The 18537-nt window shown below is 68.6% G+C and carries 19 protein-coding genes; 6 read left to right on the top strand and 13 right to left on the bottom strand.

The window, feature by feature from the left end; genetic code table 11:
- Nucleotides 1–37: 37 nt before the first annotated feature.
- Nucleotides 38–865 carry an arylamine N-acetyltransferase family protein gene (locus ABTW65_RS21325; RefSeq protein WP_350663762.1) on the bottom strand — a complete coding sequence of 276 codons (828 nt, stop codon included), beginning with the start codon at nucleotides 863–865 and terminating at the stop codon, nucleotides 38–40.
- A gap of 47 nt (nucleotides 866–912) precedes the next feature.
- Between ABTW65_RS21325 and ABTW65_RS21320 the strand changes: the two genes are divergently transcribed.
- Nucleotides 913–1503 carry a TetR/AcrR family transcriptional regulator gene (locus ABTW65_RS21320; protein ID WP_350663760.1) on the top strand — a complete coding sequence of 197 codons (591 nt, stop codon included), beginning with the start codon at nucleotides 913–915 and terminating at the stop codon, nucleotides 1501–1503.
- A gap of 193 nt (nucleotides 1504–1696) precedes the next feature.
- Here ABTW65_RS21320 and ABTW65_RS21315 read toward each other — a convergent pair whose 3' ends face one another.
- The 6 genes from ABTW65_RS21315 to ABTW65_RS21290 form a co-directional block, all read right to left on the bottom strand.
- On the bottom strand, nucleotides 1697–2770 hold the full coding sequence (locus ABTW65_RS21315; protein WP_350663758.1) for a nitrate- and nitrite sensing domain-containing protein: 1074 nt from the start codon (nucleotides 2768–2770) through the stop codon (nucleotides 1697–1699).
- Nucleotides 2767–3279 (bottom strand): SigE family RNA polymerase sigma factor, encoded by a 513-nt coding sequence (locus tag ABTW65_RS21310; protein WP_350663756.1) that lies wholly within the window; start codon nucleotides 3277–3279, stop codon nucleotides 2767–2769. The genes ABTW65_RS21315 and ABTW65_RS21310 overlap by 4 nt, the downstream gene beginning before the upstream one ends.
- Nucleotides 3280–3388: 109 nt before the next feature.
- The gene (locus tag ABTW65_RS21305; protein WP_350663754.1) at nucleotides 3389–4645 is read right to left on the bottom strand and encodes a hypothetical protein; all 1257 of its coding nucleotides are present in this window, start codon (nucleotides 4643–4645) and stop codon (nucleotides 3389–3391) included.
- Nucleotides 4645–5241, bottom strand: a complete 597-nt coding sequence (locus ABTW65_RS21300) for an RNA polymerase sigma factor (protein WP_350663752.1) — start codon at nucleotides 5239–5241, stop codon at nucleotides 4645–4647. Before ABTW65_RS21300 ends, ABTW65_RS21305 begins: the two co-directional genes overlap by 1 nt.
- A gap of 135 nt (nucleotides 5242–5376) precedes the next feature.
- Complete coding sequence (locus tag ABTW65_RS21295; protein WP_350663749.1) at nucleotides 5377–6960, bottom strand: hypothetical protein; 1584 nt, start codon at nucleotides 6958–6960, stop codon at nucleotides 5377–5379.
- A 158-nt stretch (nucleotides 6961–7118) separates the two neighbouring features.
- Complete coding sequence (locus ABTW65_RS21290) at nucleotides 7119–7718, bottom strand: TetR/AcrR family transcriptional regulator (protein WP_350663747.1); 600 nt, start codon at nucleotides 7716–7718, stop codon at nucleotides 7119–7121.
- 48 nt (nucleotides 7719–7766) lie between these two features.
- On the opposite strand from ABTW65_RS21290, the gene ABTW65_RS21285 reads away from it, so the two are divergent.
- Genes ABTW65_RS21285 through ABTW65_RS21275 form a run of 3 tightly spaced genes read left to right on the top strand, consistent with a single transcriptional unit; the run spans nucleotide 7767 to nucleotide 10653 of the window.
- A complete protein-coding gene (locus ABTW65_RS21285) occupies nucleotides 7767–9278 on the top strand; it encodes a flavin-containing monooxygenase (protein ID WP_350663745.1) in 1512 nt (503 codons plus the stop codon).
- Complete coding sequence (locus tag ABTW65_RS21280) at nucleotides 9275–10111, top strand: SDR family NAD(P)-dependent oxidoreductase (protein WP_350663744.1); 837 nt, start codon at nucleotides 9275–9277, stop codon at nucleotides 10109–10111. The genes ABTW65_RS21285 and ABTW65_RS21280 overlap by 4 nt, the downstream gene beginning before the upstream one ends.
- 17 nt (nucleotides 10112–10128) lie before the next feature.
- Nucleotides 10129–10653, top strand: coding sequence for a DUF402 domain-containing protein (locus ABTW65_RS21275; protein ID WP_350663742.1), 525 nt, complete (start codon nucleotides 10129–10131; stop codon nucleotides 10651–10653).
- On the opposite strand, the gene ABTW65_RS21270 is transcribed toward ABTW65_RS21275, so the two are convergent.
- Nucleotides 10648–11991, bottom strand: a complete 1344-nt coding sequence (locus tag ABTW65_RS21270) for a threonine/serine exporter family protein (protein ID WP_350663740.1) — start codon at nucleotides 11989–11991, stop codon at nucleotides 10648–10650. The two genes, ABTW65_RS21275 and ABTW65_RS21270, sit on opposite strands and share 6 nt — an antisense overlap.
- 82 nt (nucleotides 11992–12073) lie before the next feature.
- Here ABTW65_RS21270 and ABTW65_RS21265 point away from each other — a divergent pair, with 82 nt between their 5' ends.
- Nucleotides 12074–13201 (top strand): glutamate--cysteine ligase, encoded by a 1128-nt coding sequence (locus ABTW65_RS21265; RefSeq protein WP_350663738.1) that lies wholly within the window; start codon nucleotides 12074–12076, stop codon nucleotides 13199–13201.
- A gap of 119 nt (nucleotides 13202–13320) precedes the next feature.
- Here the strand turns inward: ABTW65_RS21265 and ABTW65_RS21260 are convergent, their stop codons facing one another.
- The 5 genes from ABTW65_RS21260 to ABTW65_RS21240 all read right to left on the bottom strand — a co-directional run bounded on the left by ABTW65_RS21260 (nucleotide 13321) and on the right by ABTW65_RS21240 (nucleotide 17872).
- Nucleotides 13321–14436: an FUSC family protein gene (locus tag ABTW65_RS21260; protein ID WP_350663737.1), complete on the bottom strand. Its 1116-nt coding sequence runs from the start codon at nucleotides 14434–14436 to the stop codon at nucleotides 13321–13323.
- 33 nt (nucleotides 14437–14469) lie between these two features.
- Nucleotides 14470–15120, bottom strand: coding sequence for an HNH endonuclease family protein (locus ABTW65_RS21255; protein ID WP_350663736.1), 651 nt, complete (start codon nucleotides 15118–15120; stop codon nucleotides 14470–14472).
- A gap of 109 nt (nucleotides 15121–15229) precedes the next feature.
- Nucleotides 15230–16042 (bottom strand): MBL fold metallo-hydrolase, encoded by an 813-nt coding sequence (locus tag ABTW65_RS21250; RefSeq protein ID WP_350663735.1) that lies wholly within the window; start codon nucleotides 16040–16042, stop codon nucleotides 15230–15232.
- 53 nt (nucleotides 16043–16095) lie between these two features.
- The gene (locus ABTW65_RS21245; RefSeq protein ID WP_350663732.1) at nucleotides 16096–17325 is read right to left on the bottom strand and encodes a site-specific DNA-methyltransferase; all 1230 of its coding nucleotides are present in this window, start codon (nucleotides 17323–17325) and stop codon (nucleotides 16096–16098) included.
- 10 nt (nucleotides 17326–17335) lie between these two features.
- Nucleotides 17336–17872: a hypothetical protein gene (locus ABTW65_RS21240; protein WP_350663730.1), complete on the bottom strand. Its 537-nt coding sequence runs from the start codon at nucleotides 17870–17872 to the stop codon at nucleotides 17336–17338.
- Between the two features lie 77 nt (nucleotides 17873–17949).
- On the opposite strand from ABTW65_RS21240, the gene ABTW65_RS21235 reads away from it, so the two are divergent.
- Nucleotides 17950–18525, top strand: coding sequence for a mismatch-specific DNA-glycosylase (locus tag ABTW65_RS21235; protein ID WP_350663728.1), 576 nt, complete (start codon nucleotides 17950–17952; stop codon nucleotides 18523–18525).
- The last annotated feature ends 12 nt before the right edge of the window (nucleotides 18526–18537 follow it).

The raw sequence follows: 18537 nt of genomic DNA, 5'->3' as shown, positions 1-18537 counted from the left end.
CCGTCCGTCCCCCCCCCCCCCCCCCCAGGGGACGCCGTCAACGCCGGATCCTCGTACGCCACAGATCGTCTTGGTGACCGGCTGCCTCCCACAGTTCGTCCACCCCGCTCTCGCCGAGATCGTCGAGAGGCACGAGGAAGTCTCGCGCCAGAACCTCCGCGAACTCATCGCGGCCCGCCAGGGTTCGCGGCTCGCCGCGGGTGACCCCGATATGGCGCACAGTCCGCGACAGCAGCAGAGCGGTCGCGCCACCGACAGGCCGTGCGGCCATCAGCGTGGTCACGTACGGCGAGGACGGGGACGTCGTGAGCTCCCGGGACCGCGCGGCGAAGTCGCTCAGCGCACGCGCCTCGGTTCGCAGGTCGTAGCTGCTGACGGTGCCGCCTGGATGGTGATGCACCCGCCAGGTCGTATGGTCCAGTCGCTCGATGCGGTAGACGAGACCGTCCTGGTCACAGGCCATCTCGCGCAGCGGCAACGGCTCGAGGAACCCGTCCCCGATCCCCGCATCGGCCAGCCACGTCTCTCCATCGATCGTCACCAACAGCGCGTTGTGATTGCCCCACTGCCCATCACCGCGCTGGTCGCGCATGACGCCGGCCTCGACCATCGTCACCTCGAACCCGACTGCTTCGAGCAACAGGGCGAGGGCGCCATTCTGCTCGTAGCAGTAGCCACCCCGGCCGCGCACGACGATCTTGTCGAGCAGCGCTTCCGGATCGAGACGGACCGGCCGACCGAGCTGGACGTCGAGATTCTCGTACGGCACGTGCTCGCGCCACGCACGATGCAGGTTCCGCAGGCAGGCCAGGTTCGGCCCGACGGGCCGCGTTTCTCCGAGTCGGTCGAGGAAGGCGTCGATCATAATTTTAGAGTAACTCTAAAATTAATGTCAGTCTAGGATCAGCCGCTATGGGACTCCGCGACACCAAGAAGGAACGGACTCGACGCCGACTCGTCGAGGTCGCCTACCAGCTCTTCACCGAACAGGGCTATGACCAGACCACCACCAGCCAGATCGCGGCGGCGGCCGAGGTCTCTCCGGCCACCCTCTTCAACTACTTCCCGACGAAGGACTCGCTCGTCTTCACCGACGGGCCAGCGATCGCCGAGGTCGGCGTGCTGGCAGTACGCGATCGGCCATCCGGCGAGCCGCCGGCTGAATGCCTCTCTCGGGCGCTGCGAGCGATGATCGACGCAGCTGCGGGCACGACCCGCGAGCCGGGCACCTCGCTGGAGGCCACCCGCCTCGCATTGGCGACGGCAGTCCCCTCCCTGCGGGCAACCTTCGTCGACAGGGCCCTCACGACCCAGCATGTCTTGGCCGACGCCCTCAAGAACGCGTACGCCGACAGCCTCGATGAGGAGACAGCGCACGCGATGGTCGGCGCGGCCTTCGGCGCCGCACTGGCCGTCGGGATGGCGCCATCGGCCTCCGACCGACCGACGGCCGACCGACTTCTCCGCGCCGCCGCGATGGCCACTGCGGGCTTCACGGCCTGAGCCACTCAGGGAAGAGTGTCGAGGAGAGTCGGCAGCGAACCCGCCAGCAGGCCCAGACGGGTCTTCGCGCGACAGACTCGCCGGAGCCGCCTTCCACGACAGCACCAGCTCTACGACGGGACGTTCTTGTCGGTTACCACTCGGTCGACCGACGAGAACGTCCCGTCGCACTTGCAGATCAGAGGATTCCGAGTCAGTCGACCGAAGCGAGATCGTCGATGATCTCGTTCACCGCAGCGACGAACAGCTCCTGCAGCCCGCGGATCAGCTCGGTGCGGGACGCCGTATACGCGTCCGGCGTGATCGTGACCCGGTCCAGGCTGCCGGTGGACAGGACCATGTTGACCGCCCGGTGCGCGGGAACCCCGATGGCCCCGTCAGTCGCGGTGTTGTAGGTGATCTGGTCGAGGGTCTCGCGCTGTCGCTCCGAGGTCGCGGTGTAGAAGTCCGCGAGCGATCGGCGCCAGGTGGCCTCCGCCCTAGCGAGCTCAACGAGCTCCACGTTGCTGAGAGGCTCATCGAGCGCACCTCCCTGAGCCTGTGCGACCTGGCGCTTGGCGAGCGCCTTCATCATGATGGCCCGCTCCGTGTTGAACGACTCGAACATCAGGTGCACGCGACCGAGCGCCTCGATCTCGGCGTCGATCTCGGCGTCACCGACCCGTGGCACCAGCGTCCCGATCTCGAGGAGCTGGTTGGACAGTGCCGTGTAGGCGAGCATCCCCTCCAGCAGAGTCTCCTGCGTACGGATCTTGGAGCGCGTCTCCGGCAGGGCGTCCACCGACCGCCGGACGTCGGAGATGGCATCCGCGAGCGCCTGGTCCTCTCCGACGTCGATCTGCTCGGCCTTCGCGGTCCAGGTCGTGATGGCCTCATCGGTTTGCGCCTGCAACGGCTTCATCACGACGCCGGGGACGCCCGCCTCGGCGCCGTCGCGCTCGAAGGTCACGTCGATCGCCAGGCCGATGGCGCTGGGCAGCACCTGCGCGACCGACTCGGCCCTGCGCACCGACGACGTCGACGTGGCGGTCGGAGACCCTGCCGGATCGGTGGCCCGGTCCGCGATGACAGGCCGGAGCGCCACCCCGGCGATGCCGATGATCCCGACCGCCAGGACGGTCCCGGCGGTGGCGACCAGGCGGGCCCGGAGCACGCGTCGGCGGCCGCGGCGTACGTCCTCTAAGGGGTCCGCGCGTGGGACCGGAGCAGTGACGCCGATGCGGTGGAGGCGCTCGGTCAGCAGGGTGTCGTCGTCGAAGGTGTTCATCGCCGGCCTCCTCGGGCAGCATCGGGGGAAGCATGGCCGGGACGGAGGGCATGGCGAAGGTTGGCCAGAGCGACCGAGGTCTGGCTCTTGACCGTCCCGGTGCTGATGCCGAGGTCGGCAGCGGTCTCCTCGACCGACAGACCCCAGTAATGCCGGAGCACCACAACTCGACGCTGACCTGCGGGAAGGGATCGCAGCGCCGTCCAGAGCTCATCGAGCTCCTCGGCGCCGAGGCCGACCGGTGCCGGTCGGTCCGTGATCTCTCCGGCGCGCTCGTGCCGCCACGGGCGGCGGCCCTCGTCCAGGTGGCTGTTGATCAGCACGCGGCGTACGTAGGCATCGACGCTGTCGGCCTTCCGCACCTTTCGCCATGCCGCGTACACCTTCGACAGCGTCAGCTGCACGATGTCCTCGGCGCGATGCTCGTCACCGCACAGCAGGTAAGCCGCGCGGTACAGATGCGCGCGTCTGTCCCTGACGTAGGCGGTGAACTCCTCGTCCCTGCTCAACGTCTCTCCTCCTCCGATTCCAACCCCCGACGCCCTATTGACGTAGCCGGTTGCCGATCGGTTGGGGTCGCGGGGCTGTTCGCGGGTCGCCGTCAGCGACGCCTGACGCTCAGCCCTTCGGCTGCCATGTCTGATCGAGTACGAAGTCGACAGCGCGGTCCACCGGGATCGCGCCGTCGCCGTACACGCTGACGGTGTAGACGGGACCCTGGAAGACGACGAGGTTCACCGGGTCAGCGGGCTTGCCCATCCAGCGGCGCTTCTTGCCGAGTCCGATGAAGACCTCGCTGCCATCGACGGTGCGGATGATGCAGCGCTTGTAGTCGGCGCGGGCGCACGCCTTGTCCATCTGGATCGGGTTGAGCGTCTCCTCCAGCCGCACGTCGACAGTTCCCGGCTCCCCGCTGGAGGAGCCGTCCGACGTGTCCTTCTTGACGTCGGTCAGAACGACGTACGCCTCGTGGTCGAAACGCATCGGCATGCCGTCGTACGACTTCGCCGGGGTTCCGGGCGGGACCAGCACCTTCAAAGCGGTCCTGCCCAGCTCCTTGGCGTCGACCTCAGGCGGCAGATCCAGCTCCGGTACGACCAGCCGGGGGTCGGCTGCGGCCGCCATGACCTCCTTCTCCCCGAGGTCGACACCGGAGACGGGGATCGACGAGTTGTTGCCGAACAGCGAGTCGAGCGTGATCGCGACGACCGTCCCGTCGGATCGCTCGACGGCATAGGTTCGCGCACCGTCGTGCGTCGCGATTCTCGCCACCTTCACCCCCGGGCGGTCGGCGTCCTCGCAGGTCCAACCGGGGTCCTCGCACAGGAGGCCGGCTCCATCCCAATCGAGCCCGACTGCCAGCTGAACCATCCCGAGACCGTCCTCGCCTTCGACGGTCCACCCCAGCTTCGTACCGATGGTGCGCCCGCTGCCGGCGTAGCTGCCCTGCATGTTGGAGACGGTCTTCTCGAGATGCTCTCCGGTGGGATCCAGGTACTCGGCGAGGACGTCTCGGTACTCCTGAAGCACCGGGACGTCGCGAGACCACCCGACTCCGTTCCCGTTGAAGGCCGCGGGCCACAGCCCCCTGCCGTCGCCCCCAGGGACCTTCACCGGCGCAACCACCCGGTCGGGCACCGGCGACGGCTTCCCCGACATCTCCAGCGGACCTGCGATCTGCTTGTCACCGCTCAGCAACGACGTTCTCTGGGCGACCACGACACCCCCGGTCGCCACGACCGCCACCGCTGCGGCAGCCGCGACGGGCACCATCCACTTCTTCGTACGACTCTCCTGCGAGATCGCCTGCATCAGTTCCGCCTCTCGCCGCGCCTTCACGTGGGGCCGCAGCCTGCGTTCAGGAATTCCGGTCATCACTTCTCCCCCTCACCCATGAGCGCGGCGACCCGCTTGCGTGCGCGGGAGAGCCGGCTGCGTACGGTCCCGACAGGGATGTCGAGAGCCTGGGCAACTTGCAGATACGAGAGGCCGTCCCAGGCGATGAGCATCAGGATCTGACGGTCCTTGCGGCCGAGCCGGTCGACAGCCACGAGGAGCTCGGACATCCGACGCTCCTCGTCGAGGCGGCGTACGACTCCGTCCGCGTGATCCTCGGCGTCGTCGAACCGCACCAGCTGCAGCCTGCCCGCCAGCGCGTTCTGCCGGCGGGCACCACGGGTGGCGTTGCGGCAGACGTTCTCGGCGACCGTGTAGAGCCACGGCATCAGCGAGCCGTCGTAGGCCACCGCCCGGTCCCGCACCCGCCAGACCTCCAGGAACGCCTGGGACATCACGTCCTCGGCGAGGTTCCAGGAAGCCACGCGGCGGAAGCAGAAGTTGTAGACCGGGTCCGCATAGCGCCCGAACAGCTCCGCCATCGCCTCGTGGTCGCCCCGGCGCAGACGCTCCGCCAGACCGCTGTCGTTCTCCGTCACCACGAGCCCGAAGCTCTGCGACTCACTACCTCTCACGCACCCTCTATGTCCGGGAGGCCCGAAGTGGTTCCAGCTCGGGCCTCCCTTTGTCAGGCCGTCATCTGCGTGCCGGTCCTGGGGTGACCGGCTCCTGGCGATGGTCGGCACGGGCAGCGGGGGTGTAACAGCAGGTCAGCCGCGGGTCGGCGCCGGCGGCAGGTTCTTCGCGGGGTCGGGGATGACGAACACCTTGCCGATGAGGACGTCCTTCGTCGTGACCGGGACGAAGCGGATCCGCTCGTGCGCCTCACGCGTCGCGGTGAGAGTGACCCACTTGGTCCCTACCGTGGAGGAGTAGGCGTTGATGGTGCCGAAGTACGTCCCACTGACATAGACCTTCGCCCGACCCCACCTCGGGCCGACTCGGTATTGGATCCGCAGCTTCTTGGCCGAGTAGCGATCTTTGGTACGTGCCGGCCGGTGGTAGTAGTCGTCGAGCATGCGCACCGACGTCCAGGCCTTGCCTGCCACCGCAGGACCGGCGCTCGCGGTCCAGTCGGTCATCGGCATCAGCGGCGCATGCGAGCACTTCCAGCTCGTCCACGGCGAGAAGTTTCCGGCCGCGTCGAACGCCCGGACCCGGTGGCAGGTTGCCGAGCCGGCCCAGTCGACGATGACCGGCATCGACGTGCTCGTCGTCGCACCCGAGCCGCCGTCGTAGTAGGAGGTCGAGCCGCCGTGCTTGGTCGCAACCTCGTAGCCGGTGACCTTGACGTTGTCACTGCCTCTCCACGACGCCTTCACGCTGTAGAAGCCGTTGCTGTTCCGGGTTGTCGGGAACGTCGGAGACAGCGAGAAGCCGATCATCTTCGGGCGCGTGGTGTCGGAGCTCTCCACCGGGTCGGTGACCGGCCACAGCTCGCTAGGCGACTGCCGGGTGACCACCCTGCTCGACCCCAGTGGGGCCGTCGACCGCAGCGCCCACAGACCGACGAACCTGAACGGTCGGGAGTCGTCGGAGATCGCCCGGACCTTGATCGCGCCGGTCAGGTTGGCGGACTTCTGCAGCGTGACGACCTTGTAGCCGGACTTGCTCGCATAGCCGCTGACCGTGCCGAGCAGCGTCGAACCGATGAGGATCCGCGCCTTGCCGTACTTCGGGCCGGTGCGCACCTTCACCCGCACGCCCTTGGCGAGGTAGCTCGCGGACCGAATCGGATTGTTCGACGCCCCGTTGTTCCTCGCGTAGTAGTCGAAGACACCGTTGTCGAAGCCGTATCCCGGCACGAACTCCTCGGTGCCGAGCGGCGCGTAGCTGCACTTCCATCCCGACCACCGGCCGACAGTCCCAGCACTGTTGACGGCCCGTACGCGGCGGCAGACCTGATCGCCGGAGTAGATGTGCCCGGCGACCGAGGTGCGCGAAGCCGGGTAGTTGGCGATCCTCGACTGGTAGCCAGAACCCATGGAGTCCATGCCGACCATCGATCCCCGCCGCTTCCCGTGCCAGGTCTGCACCTGGTACTTCGCGACGCCTGCCGTGGTCGTCGGCGTCCACCGGAAGGACGGAGTCGCGCTCCAGTGCGTGCCACGCCAGCGCATCGAAGAGGACTCGACGAACTTCGGGTACGAGGTGGAGGCGATCGACGGCGGCGCCGTATCGGCGGACGCGCTCGGGGCACTGGTTGCGACCGGGGTGAGCACGGCCGAAACCAGTGCCACCGCACCGACGAGACGCATCTTGCGCGCACCTCGAGCGGCGGAAATCCAAGACATGGGGGACTCCTCGAGTTCAACCGGCTCACGGGCACTCCCGGAGCCTGGCCAGCGGAGCATAGCGAACACCCACCGGGGTGTATGCGCACCCGTGTAACACGTCGTTCGCAGCACTACTCGCCCGTTCGGAGCGACCGGATAGTGCTACGAACGACGTGTTACAGCTCGCCCGGACCCGCCCCGGGCAGCAGCTCCAGCAGCACCGGCAACGACCCCGCCAGCATCCGCAGCAGATCCTCGCGCGACAGCCCGGCGGGATCGGCCTTCCAGGAGAGCACCAGCTCCTCGGACATCGCCTGCCAGCCCCTGACGATCAGGCGGGCAGCCGGGGTGTCGACGACGAAGTCGACATCAGCCTTGAAGATCCGGGCCCCCAGAGCACCGAAGGCCTCGTCGTAGATCTGGCGCAGGACCGGGTCGCTGGCGGCGCCGCGGACCATCGAGACGTACCCCTCGTAGTTGGCGTCGACGAAGTCGACGTAGGCGGTCATCGACGCCAGCAGGCGCTCGACCGGCTCACCCGTCTCCGGCGGGGCGGTCTGGGCGACGAGCGCGTCGGCGGCGCGGCGTACGACCGCCTCGCGGAAGGCCATCTTGTCGCCGAAGTAGTGGTAGAGGAGCCCGCGCGAGATGCCGGCCTCACGCGCCACCACGTCGATCGATATCTCGTCGAGGGAGTGGTTCGCGAAGAGGCGAATGCCCAGATCGAGCAGCTGCTCGCGGCGCTGCTCGGGCGTCAGTCTCGTCCGTTGGCTCATGCCGACCATTCTATTGACATCTGTTCAATAGGCAAGAATACTCTCGGTATGACCACTGCTGACCTCACCCCTGTCGACCACCTGATCGTCGGTGCCGGCTTCGGAGGCCTGTGCGCGGCGATCAAGCTCGAGGAGGACGGCGAGCGTGACTTCGTCGTCATCGAGAAGGGCTCCGGCGTCGGCGGCACCTGGCGCGACAACACCTACCCCGGTGCCGCCTGCGACGTCCCCAGCCAGCTCTACAGCTACTCCTTCGCGCTCAACCCCGACTGGTCGATGAGCTTCTCTCCCCAGCCGGAGATCGAGGCGTACATCAACAAGGTCGCGGAGCAGTCCGGCACGCTGGACCGCTTCGTCTTCGACACCGCGATGACCGCCGCGACCTGGGACGAGAGCCGGCAGCGCTGGCTCGTCGAGACCGAGGGCAAGGCCGGGAAGAAGACGTACGCAGCGACCACCGTCATCGCCGGCCCGGGCGCGCTCTCCGAGCCCAAGCTCCCGGACATCGCGGGCATCGACACCTTCCAGGGCGAGATCTTCCACTCCGCCCACTGGAACCACGACGTCGACCTCACCGGCAAGCGCGTCGCGGTGATCGGCACCGGCGCCAGCGCGATCCAGATCGTCCCCGAGATCCAGAAGAAGGCCGCTCGCCTCGACGTCTACCAGCGCACCGCGCCCTGGGTCCTCCCCCGCAACGAGCACCGCTACTCCAAGCTCGAGAAGGCCGCCTTCCGCCACGTCCCCGGCGTCCAGCGGCTCGCCCGCGCGGCGGTCTACTGGGGCCTCGAGGTCCGCGTCCTGGGCCTCGCCGTGCAGCCCAAGCTCACCCTGGCCCACCAGCTGATGGCGAAGAACAACATCCGCCGCGGCATCAAGGACCCCGAGCTGCGCCGCAAGGTCACCCCCGACTACACGCTCGGCTGCAAGCGCACGCTGATCTCCAACGCCTACTACCCGGCGCTGGCCGCCGACAACGTCGATCTGATCACCGACGGCATCGCCCGGGTGAGCGAGAGCGCGATCGTCGCCAAGGACGGCACCAGCCGCGAGATCGACGTCCTCGTCGTGGCGACCGGCTTCTACACCACCGACCTGCCGATCGCCCACGCCGTCACCGGCAGCAAGGGCCGCACCATGGCCGAGCGGTTCGTGGAGACCGGGATGAGCGCCTACAAGGGCACCACGGTCCCGGAGTTCCCCAACCTCTTCTTCGTGGTCGGCCCCAACACCGGCCTGGGCCACTCCTCGATGGTCTACATCATCGAGTCGCAGGTGGCCTACATCCGCGACGCGATCCGCACGATGCGCACCAACTCCTACGCCACCGTCGAACCCACCGAGGACGCCACCTCCGCCTGGAACGACGACCTGCAGCGCAAGATGGAGAACACCGTCTGGTCGGAGGGCGGCTGCGCGTCGTGGTATCTCGACGAGCACGGCCGCAACACCACTCTGTGGCCGAGCTTCACGTTCCTGTTCCGCCACCTGACCAGCAAGTTCGACGTCGACAAGTACGCCGTCACCGCCGCCACGACCAAGGAGAGTGTCCCCGCATGAAGTCCTTCGACGACAAGGTAGTCGTACTCACCGGAGCCGGCTCCGGGATCGGCCGCGCCCTCGCGGTCAACCTCGCCGGCCGTCGCGCCCGGCTGGCGCTCTCCGACGTGAACGAGGCCGGTCTGGCCGAGACCGTCGAGCTCGCCAAGCAGGCCGGAGCCCGGGAGATCAAGGCGGACAAGCTCGACGTCGCCGACCGCGAGGCCTTCACGACGTACGCCGAGGGCGTCATCGCCCACTTCGGCCAGGTCAACGTGGTGATCAACAACGCCGGCGTCGCACTGTCGGGTCGGGTCAACGACCTCGACTGGGAGGACATCGACTGGATCATGGGCATCGACTGGTGGGGCGTCGTGCACGGCACGAAGCTCTTCCTGCCGGCCCTGATCGAGTCCGGCGACGCGCACATCGTGAACATCTCCTCGCTGTTCGGGCTCGTCTCGATGCCCGACCAGGCCTTCTACAACGCGGCCAAGTACGCCGTACGCGGCTTCACCGAGGCGCTGCGCGAGGAGATGCTGATCGACGGTCACAACGTCGGCGTCACCTCGGTCCACCCCGGTGGCATCAAGACCGCGGTCGCACGCAGCGCCCGCGTCTCGGCCAAGGACGACCAGGCCGCGACCGCGAAGTTCTTCGACGAGAAGCTCGCCAAGATGGAGCCGGCACGTGCCGCCGAGATCATCGTCAAAGGCATCGAGAAGAAGCAGGCCCGCGTGCTCGTCGGCCTCGACGCCCACGTGATCCACAACTTCGGCAAGTTCACCGGCTCGCGCTACCAGGACCTCATCGCGATGGGGGCCAAGTACGTGATGCCGAAGAAGAACGGCTGATCCCTAGACTGAGCGCCATGCGCTTCGAGGCCGGTCACCCTGTTCGTGTCGAGTTCACGAAGTGGGGTGGCCGGCCTCATTGGTCCTTCACGGGCCTCTACCTCGGCGAGGACGAGCACGGCGAGTGGATCGGTCACCCGGTCGGCACCGAGTTCGCCCGCCCGGGGCGGGGCTGGATCGCCGACTGGGAGTCGGTCAGCCTGGTCCCCCACCACGACGCGGCCCACTTCCCCGCGTTCAACCGGCCCAACGGGAAGATCAGCTCGCAGATCTACGTCGACATGTGCACCCCGCCGATGTGGCAGGACTCGACGGTCACCTGCATCGACCTGGACCTCGACGTGGTCAAGAAGTTCGACGGCTCGGTCTACATCGATGACGAAGACGAGTTCGAGCACCACCAGATCGAGTACGGCTACCCGCCCGAGATCATCTCGATGACCGAGGACTCCGCTGAGCGCGTCTTCCTCGCGGTCAAAGAGAGCCAGGCGCCGTACGACACCACCCCCGAGCGCTGGTTCGAGGTGCTGAGCGGCCTATGAGTCGATGTCGGCGGCAGGCACCGGGGTGGTCCGGTCCTTCCGCAGCGGACCGACGAGGCGCGGCCCGGACAGGCGCGTCTCGATCCGCCACGACCGGCGACTGAGCGGCTGGGCGATGTATTCGCCCAGATAGACGCCGGAGGCGAGGGCGAGCGCAACCGAGGCCGCGGTGAAGAGGGCGACCAGGCCGACCGAGGTGGTCGTGGGCGTCTCTTGGGCGAGCATCGTCAGACCGCGGTAGATCGAGTAGCCGGGCAGGAACGGCACGACCGACGAGACCACGATGACCAGCGGCGGCACCTTCAGCCGGGTGGCGACCGAGTAGGCGATCAGACCGATGAAGAGCGCGGCCACGGCCACCCGCCACGTACGCCCGACGTCGCCGGGTACGACGATGGAGAGGATCACGGCGACGCCCGCGATGACCGCGATGGGGGCGAGCGTCCGCTTGGGCGCGTACGCCGCGTAGGCGAAGGCCGCGGCGCCGACCGCACCGCCAACGGTGGCAAGGGTGATCGACTGCAGCGAGGTGACGCTTCCCGTCACCGCGCCGCTGATCGGCACCCCGACCGCGCCCGCGAAGACCAGACCGCCCGTGACCCCGGCGATGATCCCGGCCGTGGAGACGAGCGCCTCCATGATGCGCGCGCTGGCGGTGACATGGAACCCGGTCAGGGCGTCCTGGAGGGCACCCATGAAGCTGATCCCGGCCAGCATGACGGTGATGTTGGCGGTGATCGAGGTGGAGACGTCGAGATCCAGCGGCAGCGCCGCGGCGATGACCGCGAGCAACGTGGCCACGCCCGCACCAGCGACCTGCAGGTAGAAGAGCGGCAGCCGCCAGCGGCGGTGGAGGAAGTGCTGCAGCTGGTCGATCGCCGCGCCGGAGATGAAGGCGAGGACGACCACGCGGAGCTCACCGCCGACGTAGACGGTGAACGCGGCGGCCATCACCGCCATGCCGAGCGTCACCGCCCAGCGTGGCCGGCGGTGGCCGCCGGAGATGATGCGACCGAGCGCGATCCGGGCGCCCTGGAGGTCCACCTCGTCGCGTACGACCTGGCGGACCAGGTGGTCGACGGCGGTCAGGTGGTCGTAGTCGATGGTGCGGTTCTTGACCTGGCGGGTGGTGTGGATCGGGATCGCCTCGGGATCGGCCTGATAGCTCATCGAGAGGCTGGTGTAGGTGACGTCGACCTCGGCCTCGCGAAGGCCCAGATGCTGGGCGAGCGACCTCATCGTCGCAGTCACGTCAGCGGCCCCGGCGCCGGTCGAGATCAGCAGCTCACCGACGCGGAGGCAGAAGTCCAGAGTCAGGTTCACCTCACGCGCATCCACCGTCACAGGGTGCCATTGGGCCGGTGACCGACAGGCATTCACGATGCTCGACAAACGGGCCCGTGCAAGGAACGCTCAATACATGCGGATCGACTTCCATCCCTCCCCCCGGCCGACGCTCGGCGTCGAGTGGGAGCTCGCGCTCGTCGACCGCGAAACTCGGGACTTGGTCAACGTCGCCGACCACATCTTCGCGCGGGCCAAGGCACGGGTTCCCCACCCCGGGCGGATCCACAAGGAGCTGCTGCGCAACACCGTCGAGGTCGTCACCGGGGTCTGCGAAACGGTCGAGGAGGCCATGGACCAGATCCGCGAGACGACCACCGGTGTGGTCCGTGCCGGAGACGATCTCGGCGTCGACCTCTTCGGTGCCGGAACCCACCCGTTCGCGTCCTGGACCACGCAGGAGCTGTCCGCGGGGCACCGCTACCAAGAGCTGATCAACCGCACCCAGTGGTGGGGCCGGCAGATGCTGATCTGGGGCGTACACGTGCACGTCGGTATGCCGGAGCGAGACCGGCTGCTGCCGGTCCTCAACGGCCTGCTGACCTACTACCCCCACTTCCAGGCGCTGTCGGCCTCGTCACCGATCTGGGCGGGCATGGACACCGGCTATGCCTCCAACCGGGCGCTGATGTTCCAGCAGCTGCCGACCGCCGGGCTGCCGTTCCAGTTCGCGACGTGGCAGGAGTTCGAGGCGTACGTCTCGGACCAGACGGTCACCGGCGTGATCGAGGACATCAGCGAGATCCGCTGGGACATCCGGCCCTCGCCCCGGATCGGCACCATCGAGAACCGGATCTGCGACGGGGTCTCCACGATCCAGGAGCTCGCCGCCATCGCCGCCCTGGCGCACTGCCTCTGTGTTGACCTCGACTCGCGGGTGGCCGCCGGGGAGCCGATCGCGACGATGCCGCCCTGGCACGTCCAGGAGAACAAGTGGCGCGCCGCCCGCTACGGCCTGGACGCGATCGTGATCCTCAACGACGCCTCCGAGGAGCGGCTGGTCACCGAGGACCTCGCCGACCTGCTGGTACGCCTCGAGCCGGTCGCCGCGCGCCTGGGCTGCGAGAAGGAGCTCGCCGGGGTGCACGACATCATCCACAAGGGTGCCTCCTACCAGCGACAACGCGCCATCGCGGCGTCGACCGAGGGCGACCTGGTCGCGGTCGTCGACTCCGTCGTACGCGACCTGCGCGGGTCGCTCTAGCGCGGATGCTGACCGAGTTACCTCGGTCAGACGTCACTTCCCTCGTGGAGTTCCCCGAGGTGAGTACGCGTTCACCGAGTTACCCTTCGACAAGCTCAGGACATCGCCTCGGTGAACATTCAGCGCGGCGGCAGCGGCGGCAGGGCGTCGGTCGCCTCGAACTGCCCCATCCCGGTGACCCCGAGCAGGTCGACGATGATCGACCTGATCTGCACGAGGATGACCTCGGCGTTGAGCGATTCCGTACGCTCCACCTCGGCCGAGTGCTCGCCGACCGCGAGCAGCACCGACCTGGCCTCCAGGCTCAGCCCGTCCGGGCTGCGGCCCGCGGCGAGCTCGGCCTCGACGACATCGACGGCGTCGGCAAGACCGAAGGCCAGCTGGTAGTAGCTCTCCGGCACCACGTCCCCGCGGTAGGCCGACACCGCCGCGCGCCGCACCAGCACCCGGGTGCTGCGCAGCGCGCGGTCGAGCGGCTCGACGAGCTCGGCCATCCGATGTACGTGGCTGCGATGTCGGAACCGGAACGGCGAGACGGCCAGCACCGACATGCCCTCGTCGGAGGCGTCCTGCAGCTCGCGGATCAGCGGGTCGGTGGCGCGCGCGTCGGCGAGGACCTTGAGCCCGTGGACCGCGTCCGCGTCGAGCATCACCTGGCCGGCGGCGCGCAGCAGCGAGGCGATCTTCTTGGCGACCACGGCTGCCTGCTCACCGGGCCGCCGCAGCGGTGCGGCGGGCACGATCGAGGCCGCCACCAGCGCGACCGCACCGCCGATGAGAGCGTCGGTCCAGCGCGTGAAGGCCGCACCGGGCGTCGGCAGCAGCCCCATCACGAAGATCGACTGCACGGCCGCCTGGTTGCGGAAGACCTGCCCCGAGGAGATGAAGATCCCGACCGCCATGGCCATCGCGACCACCAGGGTCATCTGCCAGGCACCCTCGCCGATGACCTGCACCACGACGTCGCCCAGGAACACGCCGAGCGCCACCCCGATGGTCACCTCGGTCACTCTCCTCAGCCGCTGGCCGTAGGAGGTGCCGAGGCTGACCACCGCGGCGATCGGCGCGAAGACGGGTTGTGCGTGGCCGAGCAGGGTGGCCGCGATGAACCAGGCCGCCCCGGCTGCCCCGGCGGCCTGCAGCACGTGCCAGCGCTTCGACTTCAGCCGCGCCAACCGGCGGCGTACGTCGGACTCCACCTGCTCACGTGTGACCCGTGGGGCAGAGAACGCCATGCGCAGAATCCTAGGGCAGCCGGGGCCCGGGGGTCAGCGCGCGAGGGTCACCGAGACGGACTGGCTGCCGCAACCGTTGGCGGAGGTGAGGTTGGTGAGAGCGGACTTCTCGGTGCTGTCGACGGAGAGGCGCCAGCGGATCTTCACCGAGACGTACTCCTTCAGGTAGCGGCACTTCTGCAGGTCGGGCATCCACTCGGCCGGGTCGGCGTCGGACTTCTCCTGGTTCTCGTTGTCGGTGACGCCGACGAGCGAGCCGTAGTAGCCGAGGTCGTTGGCGTAGTTCTTGCGCTCGGTCGAGGTCCAGGTGCGGGCCCCGGAGTCCCAGGCCTCCGCGAGCGGGACCATGTGGTCGATGTCGATGTCGCTGGTGGCGGTCCAGGAGAGACCGTCGTAGTAGGAGTACCAGCGGCCGCCGGACAGCGAGCAGCTGGAGCCGACCGTGGGGGCCTCCTCAGCCTCCGCGATCAGCACCTCGTTGCGGGTGCTGCAGCCGTCGCCGTCGGCGTCGATCCAGTGCTGGAAGAGGTCACGGCTGTAGCCGGTGCGGTTCTCGGTCGCGACCGAGAGGTCACCGATGGCGGTCGAGAGCGGCTGGGAGTAGGACTCGGCGTGTGCTGCCGCCGGAATCGTGAGCGGCACGAGGGCGCCGCAGGCGAGGATGAACAGGCCACGGAGTTTCATGGGGGTCTCCCGAGGTGAGGTGTTCGGTCGCCCCCAGACGATGCCGCTTTTTACGCGGCCCGTGTAACTCGGTTACCAGATGTTTCGAGAAGTTCACCAAGAGGCGCGATCACACCGAGATGAACGGCTCCGTCAGATGTGGCGTCGCCAGGTGAAGCGTGGTGGAGGCGTCGCGGCTGAGCATGCGCTCCCTCGAGTGCCTGGCCACCTCGGGATCGATCTCGTGTGAGTAGGCGAGCTCGGGGTGGAGCAGTTGGAGCGCGTGCACCAGCAGGTCGCCGGTGACAACCGCCAACTCGCGCCCCTCGGCGACCAGCACGCTCTGGTGCCCGGGCGTATGACCGGGCGTGGCGACCGCGCGCCCGGCGCGCAGGGGCGTGTCACCGTCGAGGAGCCGGAGCCGACCGACCGCCACGAGCGGGTCGGTGAGGGTCTCGCGCAGCTGGGGGTTGAGCGCGTCGATGGCGTCGTACTCGGCCCGCTGGAGCAGGTAGTCAGCGTTCGGGAAGTAGGGTCGGTGGCCGTTGGCCTCGGTCACGACCGCCCAACCGACGTGGTCGGTGTGCAGATGCGTGAGCACCACGGTGTCGACCTCAGCCGGGTCGATGCCCGCGGCGTCGAGCGACTGAGGAAGCACCCCGGGCACGGGCGCCCACGAGGCGGCCGGGCCGTCGGCCGGACCGATCCCGGCGTCCACGACGGTGATGCCCTTGTCGCCGCGGATCGCGTAGGCACGGAACTGGAGCCGCCAGCGGCCCTCGGTGTCGACCGCGTCCGGATCGTAGCCGTCGACCTCGGCCCACTGAGCGGCCGTGGCCCTGGGGAAGGCGTCGGCACGCGGGGAGAAGAACACGCCCTCGCCGTCGGCGAGGGCGATGATCTCGGTCGAGCCGATCCGGAGGCGGGGAACGCTGAGGGTCATGGCCGCGATCCTGCCAGGCCTTCCACGCAGTGGGGAGGTGTCCGGTCGCCACCTCACGATGCAGATGTTTCGAGAAGTTCACCCATGTCGCGTTCGACCAACCCCTCCGCGCCGCCGTTCCCGTGGGCCGCGACCACGGCGCGCAGGCGCGCGCGGGTGACATCGGAGACGTACGCCATCTCGGCCTTGGCCGCGTTCGAGCCGGGCCGGGTCGTCTCGGCGATCTGCACCGACCAGCACGTACGCCGCGCCCCGTCCTCCACGTTGGCCAGCGCGACCGCGTGGCCGGTGGTGCCGGAGCCGGCGAAGAAGTCGAGGACCCTCGCGTCGGTCGGCATCGTGGCCAGGATCCGCCGGATCAGACCGGTCGGCTTGGGCGACTCGAACAGCGGCCCCACCAGGGACTTCAGCTCCGCGACGGCGGAGTCGGTCGAGCCGATCTCCTCGGCCATCCAGATGGTGGTGAGCTTCTTGCGCCTCGCCTCACCGGAGGCGTCGCGGGAGAGCCAGTCGCGCTGGTAGACGTCGACCCGCTCCCCCAGCTTCCCGCGTACGCGACGGCACATCAGGTCGTCGGGACGGGCCGCGATCAGCGGGGCACTCCACCGCCAGACCGCCGGGCGACCGTCGCCGAAGACCGGCCAGATCTCCTGACCGCCGTCGAACGGCTCGACCGCGACGCGACCGGACTCCGGGTCACCCCACACCGGGAAGTGCAGCGTCCTGGCGGTCGCCGGGTTGAACTTCTTGTTCGTGTTGCGCAGCGGCAGCCGCCGATAGTGGCGCCCGTCGTCGGTGACGAGCGGGAAGTCCTGCTCGTTGACGGCCTCCGGGATGCTCGACTCCAGCGCGCAGGCCCGGGCGTCCTTGGCGTAGACCAGCAGGTACTCGTGGGACGTCGCGAACCCGTTGCCGAGCTGGCGGCCCTTGGGGTTGAGGTTGACCACGATCTGCGCGAGCTGGTTGCGCTCCTCGAAGACCTCGTCCATCAACACCTTGAGGTGGGCGGCCTCGTTGTCGTCGATGGAGACGTAGATCGCCGCGCGCTCCGACATGACGGTGCGCGCCGCCTGCAGCCGGGGCCTCATCATGGCGACCCAGGCCTCGTGGCGCCCGGCTCGCCGGCCGTCCTCACCGCGCCGGTCGTCGTGGTAGGCGAAGAGGCTGCCGGTGTTGTAGGGCGGGTCGATGTAGATCAGGTCGAACTTCTCCCCCGCCACCGAGAGCGCCCGAAGAACATCGAGGTTGTCGCCCTCGACGAAGGTGTTCCACGGCTCCCCCACGCGGGGAACGTTAGCCGACGGGCAGGTCGGTGCTCAGCAACGCGACCGATCGCTCCGCCACCAGGCACTGGATCTTGGTGCTCTTCGGCGGGGTGACGCTCAGAACCACGTCATCGCCGGTCGTGCCGGCGGTGATCGTCGCCGGGTCCGGGGCCTCGCAGCCGTCGTAGACCGTCTGGGCATAGAGCCGCTGGCCCGACGGGACGTGCGCGAGCAACCTGGTCGCCTCGGTGGTGAAGGATGCCTGCAGCGAGGTGCCGAGCGTCGCCGCGTACGCCTTGATCGCAGCCTCGTCCGGAAGGGGCGTCGCGGTCTTCTCCAGGTCACCCTCGGCCGCGCCGCCGGCGGAGACCAAGCCGCGTACGGGCTTCTCCGAGCTGGGCGGGCGAGACGGCTCGGGCTGCGGCTTCGGCTTCGGCATCGGTGTCCCGGACAGCGACGCCGACGGGCTCGAGGCCGGGTCGGTCGCTTCATCGGGGGTGCCGCAGGCGGAGACCAGGAGCGCCGTCGCAGCGACTGCGAGTGGGAGAAGACGCGTGGGGTGCATATTTCACATACTCCCCACGGCACTCGGCTGTTGCACCCCCGGACGGTCGGTCGTTACGCAGATGGAAGGATCACGCCGTGGCCCGCTTCACCCAGGCCGAGCTCCAGACCTACTACGGCGCCTCGGTCCCCGACCTCCTTCCCGCAGACGACCAGCCCCTGCGCCTCCTCTTCGTAGGCATCAACCCCGGTCTGTGGACCGCGGCGACGCAGACCCACTTCGCGCACCCGCTCAACCGCTTCTACCCAGCGATCTTCCGGGCCGGGATCACCACCCGTCCGATCGACGCCTCGGCGGGGATGACGACGGAGGACCGCGACTACTTCCGGGACCGGGGCATTGGCTTCACCAACATCGTCCGTCGCGCCACGGCGAAGGCGTCCGAGCTCACGAACGCCGAGCTCAAGGAGGGCGGTGCCGAGCTGTTCTCCCTGGTCGCACGGAGGAAACCGATCGTCGTCGCGATCGCCGGGATCACCGCCTACCGCACCGCGTTCAACCGCCCCAAGGCCAAGCAGGGCCTCCAGCCGGAGCCGCTGGCCGGCGCCGAGCTCTGGGTCGTGCCGAACCCGTCGGGCCTCAACGCCCACGAGACCGTCCCGACCCTGGCCGCCGCGTACGCCGAGGCGGCTCGCGCCGCTGGCCTGATCTGACCCCCGCCGAAG

Origin of the sequence: Nocardioides sp. NPDC127503 (assembly GCF_040302165.1) — a bacterium.
Taxonomy (GTDB): Bacteria; Actinomycetota; Actinomycetes; order Propionibacteriales; family Nocardioidaceae; genus Nocardioides.
Note: the sequence above shows the minus strand (reverse complement) of the source record. Positions and strands in the feature narration are given on the sequence as shown.

Bases quoted from the DNA above. Each gene is read 5' to 3' on its own strand.
- ABTW65_RS21260 (WP_350663737.1), bottom strand. From the start codon at position 14,436: ATGGCGTTCTCTGCCCCACGGGTCACACGTGAGCAGGTGGAGTCCGAC.
- ABTW65_RS21305 (WP_350663754.1), bottom strand. From the start codon at position 4,645: ATGACCGGAATTCCTGAACGCAGGCTGCGGCCCCACGTGAAGGCGCGG.
- ABTW65_RS21285 (WP_350663745.1), top strand. From the start codon at position 7,767: ATGACCACTGCTGACCTCACCCCTGTCGACCACCTGATCGTCGGTGCC.
- ABTW65_RS21290 (WP_350663747.1), bottom strand. From the start codon at position 7,718: ATGAGCCAACGGACGAGACTGACGCCCGAGCAGCGCCGCGAGCAGCTG.
- ABTW65_RS21295 (WP_350663749.1), bottom strand. From the start codon at position 6,960: ATGTCTTGGATTTCCGCCGCTCGAGGTGCGCGCAAGATGCGTCTCGTC.
- ABTW65_RS21315 (WP_350663758.1), bottom strand. From the start codon at position 2,770: ATGAACACCTTCGACGACGACACCCTGCTGACCGAGCGCCTCCACCGC.
- ABTW65_RS21255 (WP_350663736.1), bottom strand. From the start codon at position 15,120: ATGAAACTCCGTGGCCTGTTCATCCTCGCCTGCGGCGCCCTCGTGCCG.
- ABTW65_RS21320 (WP_350663760.1), top strand. From the start codon at position 913: ATGGGACTCCGCGACACCAAGAAGGAACGGACTCGACGCCGACTCGTC.
- ABTW65_RS21275 (WP_350663742.1), top strand. From the start codon at position 10,129: ATGCGCTTCGAGGCCGGTCACCCTGTTCGTGTCGAGTTCACGAAGTGG.
- ABTW65_RS21250 (WP_350663735.1), bottom strand. From the start codon at position 16,042: ATGACCCTCAGCGTTCCCCGCCTCCGGATCGGCTCGACCGAGATCATC.
- ABTW65_RS21265 (WP_350663738.1), top strand. From the start codon at position 12,074: ATGCGGATCGACTTCCATCCCTCCCCCCGGCCGACGCTCGGCGTCGAG.
- ABTW65_RS21240 (WP_350663730.1), bottom strand. From the start codon at position 17,872: ATGCACCCCACGCGTCTTCTCCCACTCGCAGTCGCTGCGACGGCGCTC.
- ABTW65_RS21325 (WP_350663762.1), bottom strand. From the start codon at position 865: ATGATCGACGCCTTCCTCGACCGACTCGGAGAAACGCGGCCCGTCGGG.
- ABTW65_RS21280 (WP_350663744.1), top strand. From the start codon at position 9,275: ATGAAGTCCTTCGACGACAAGGTAGTCGTACTCACCGGAGCCGGCTCC.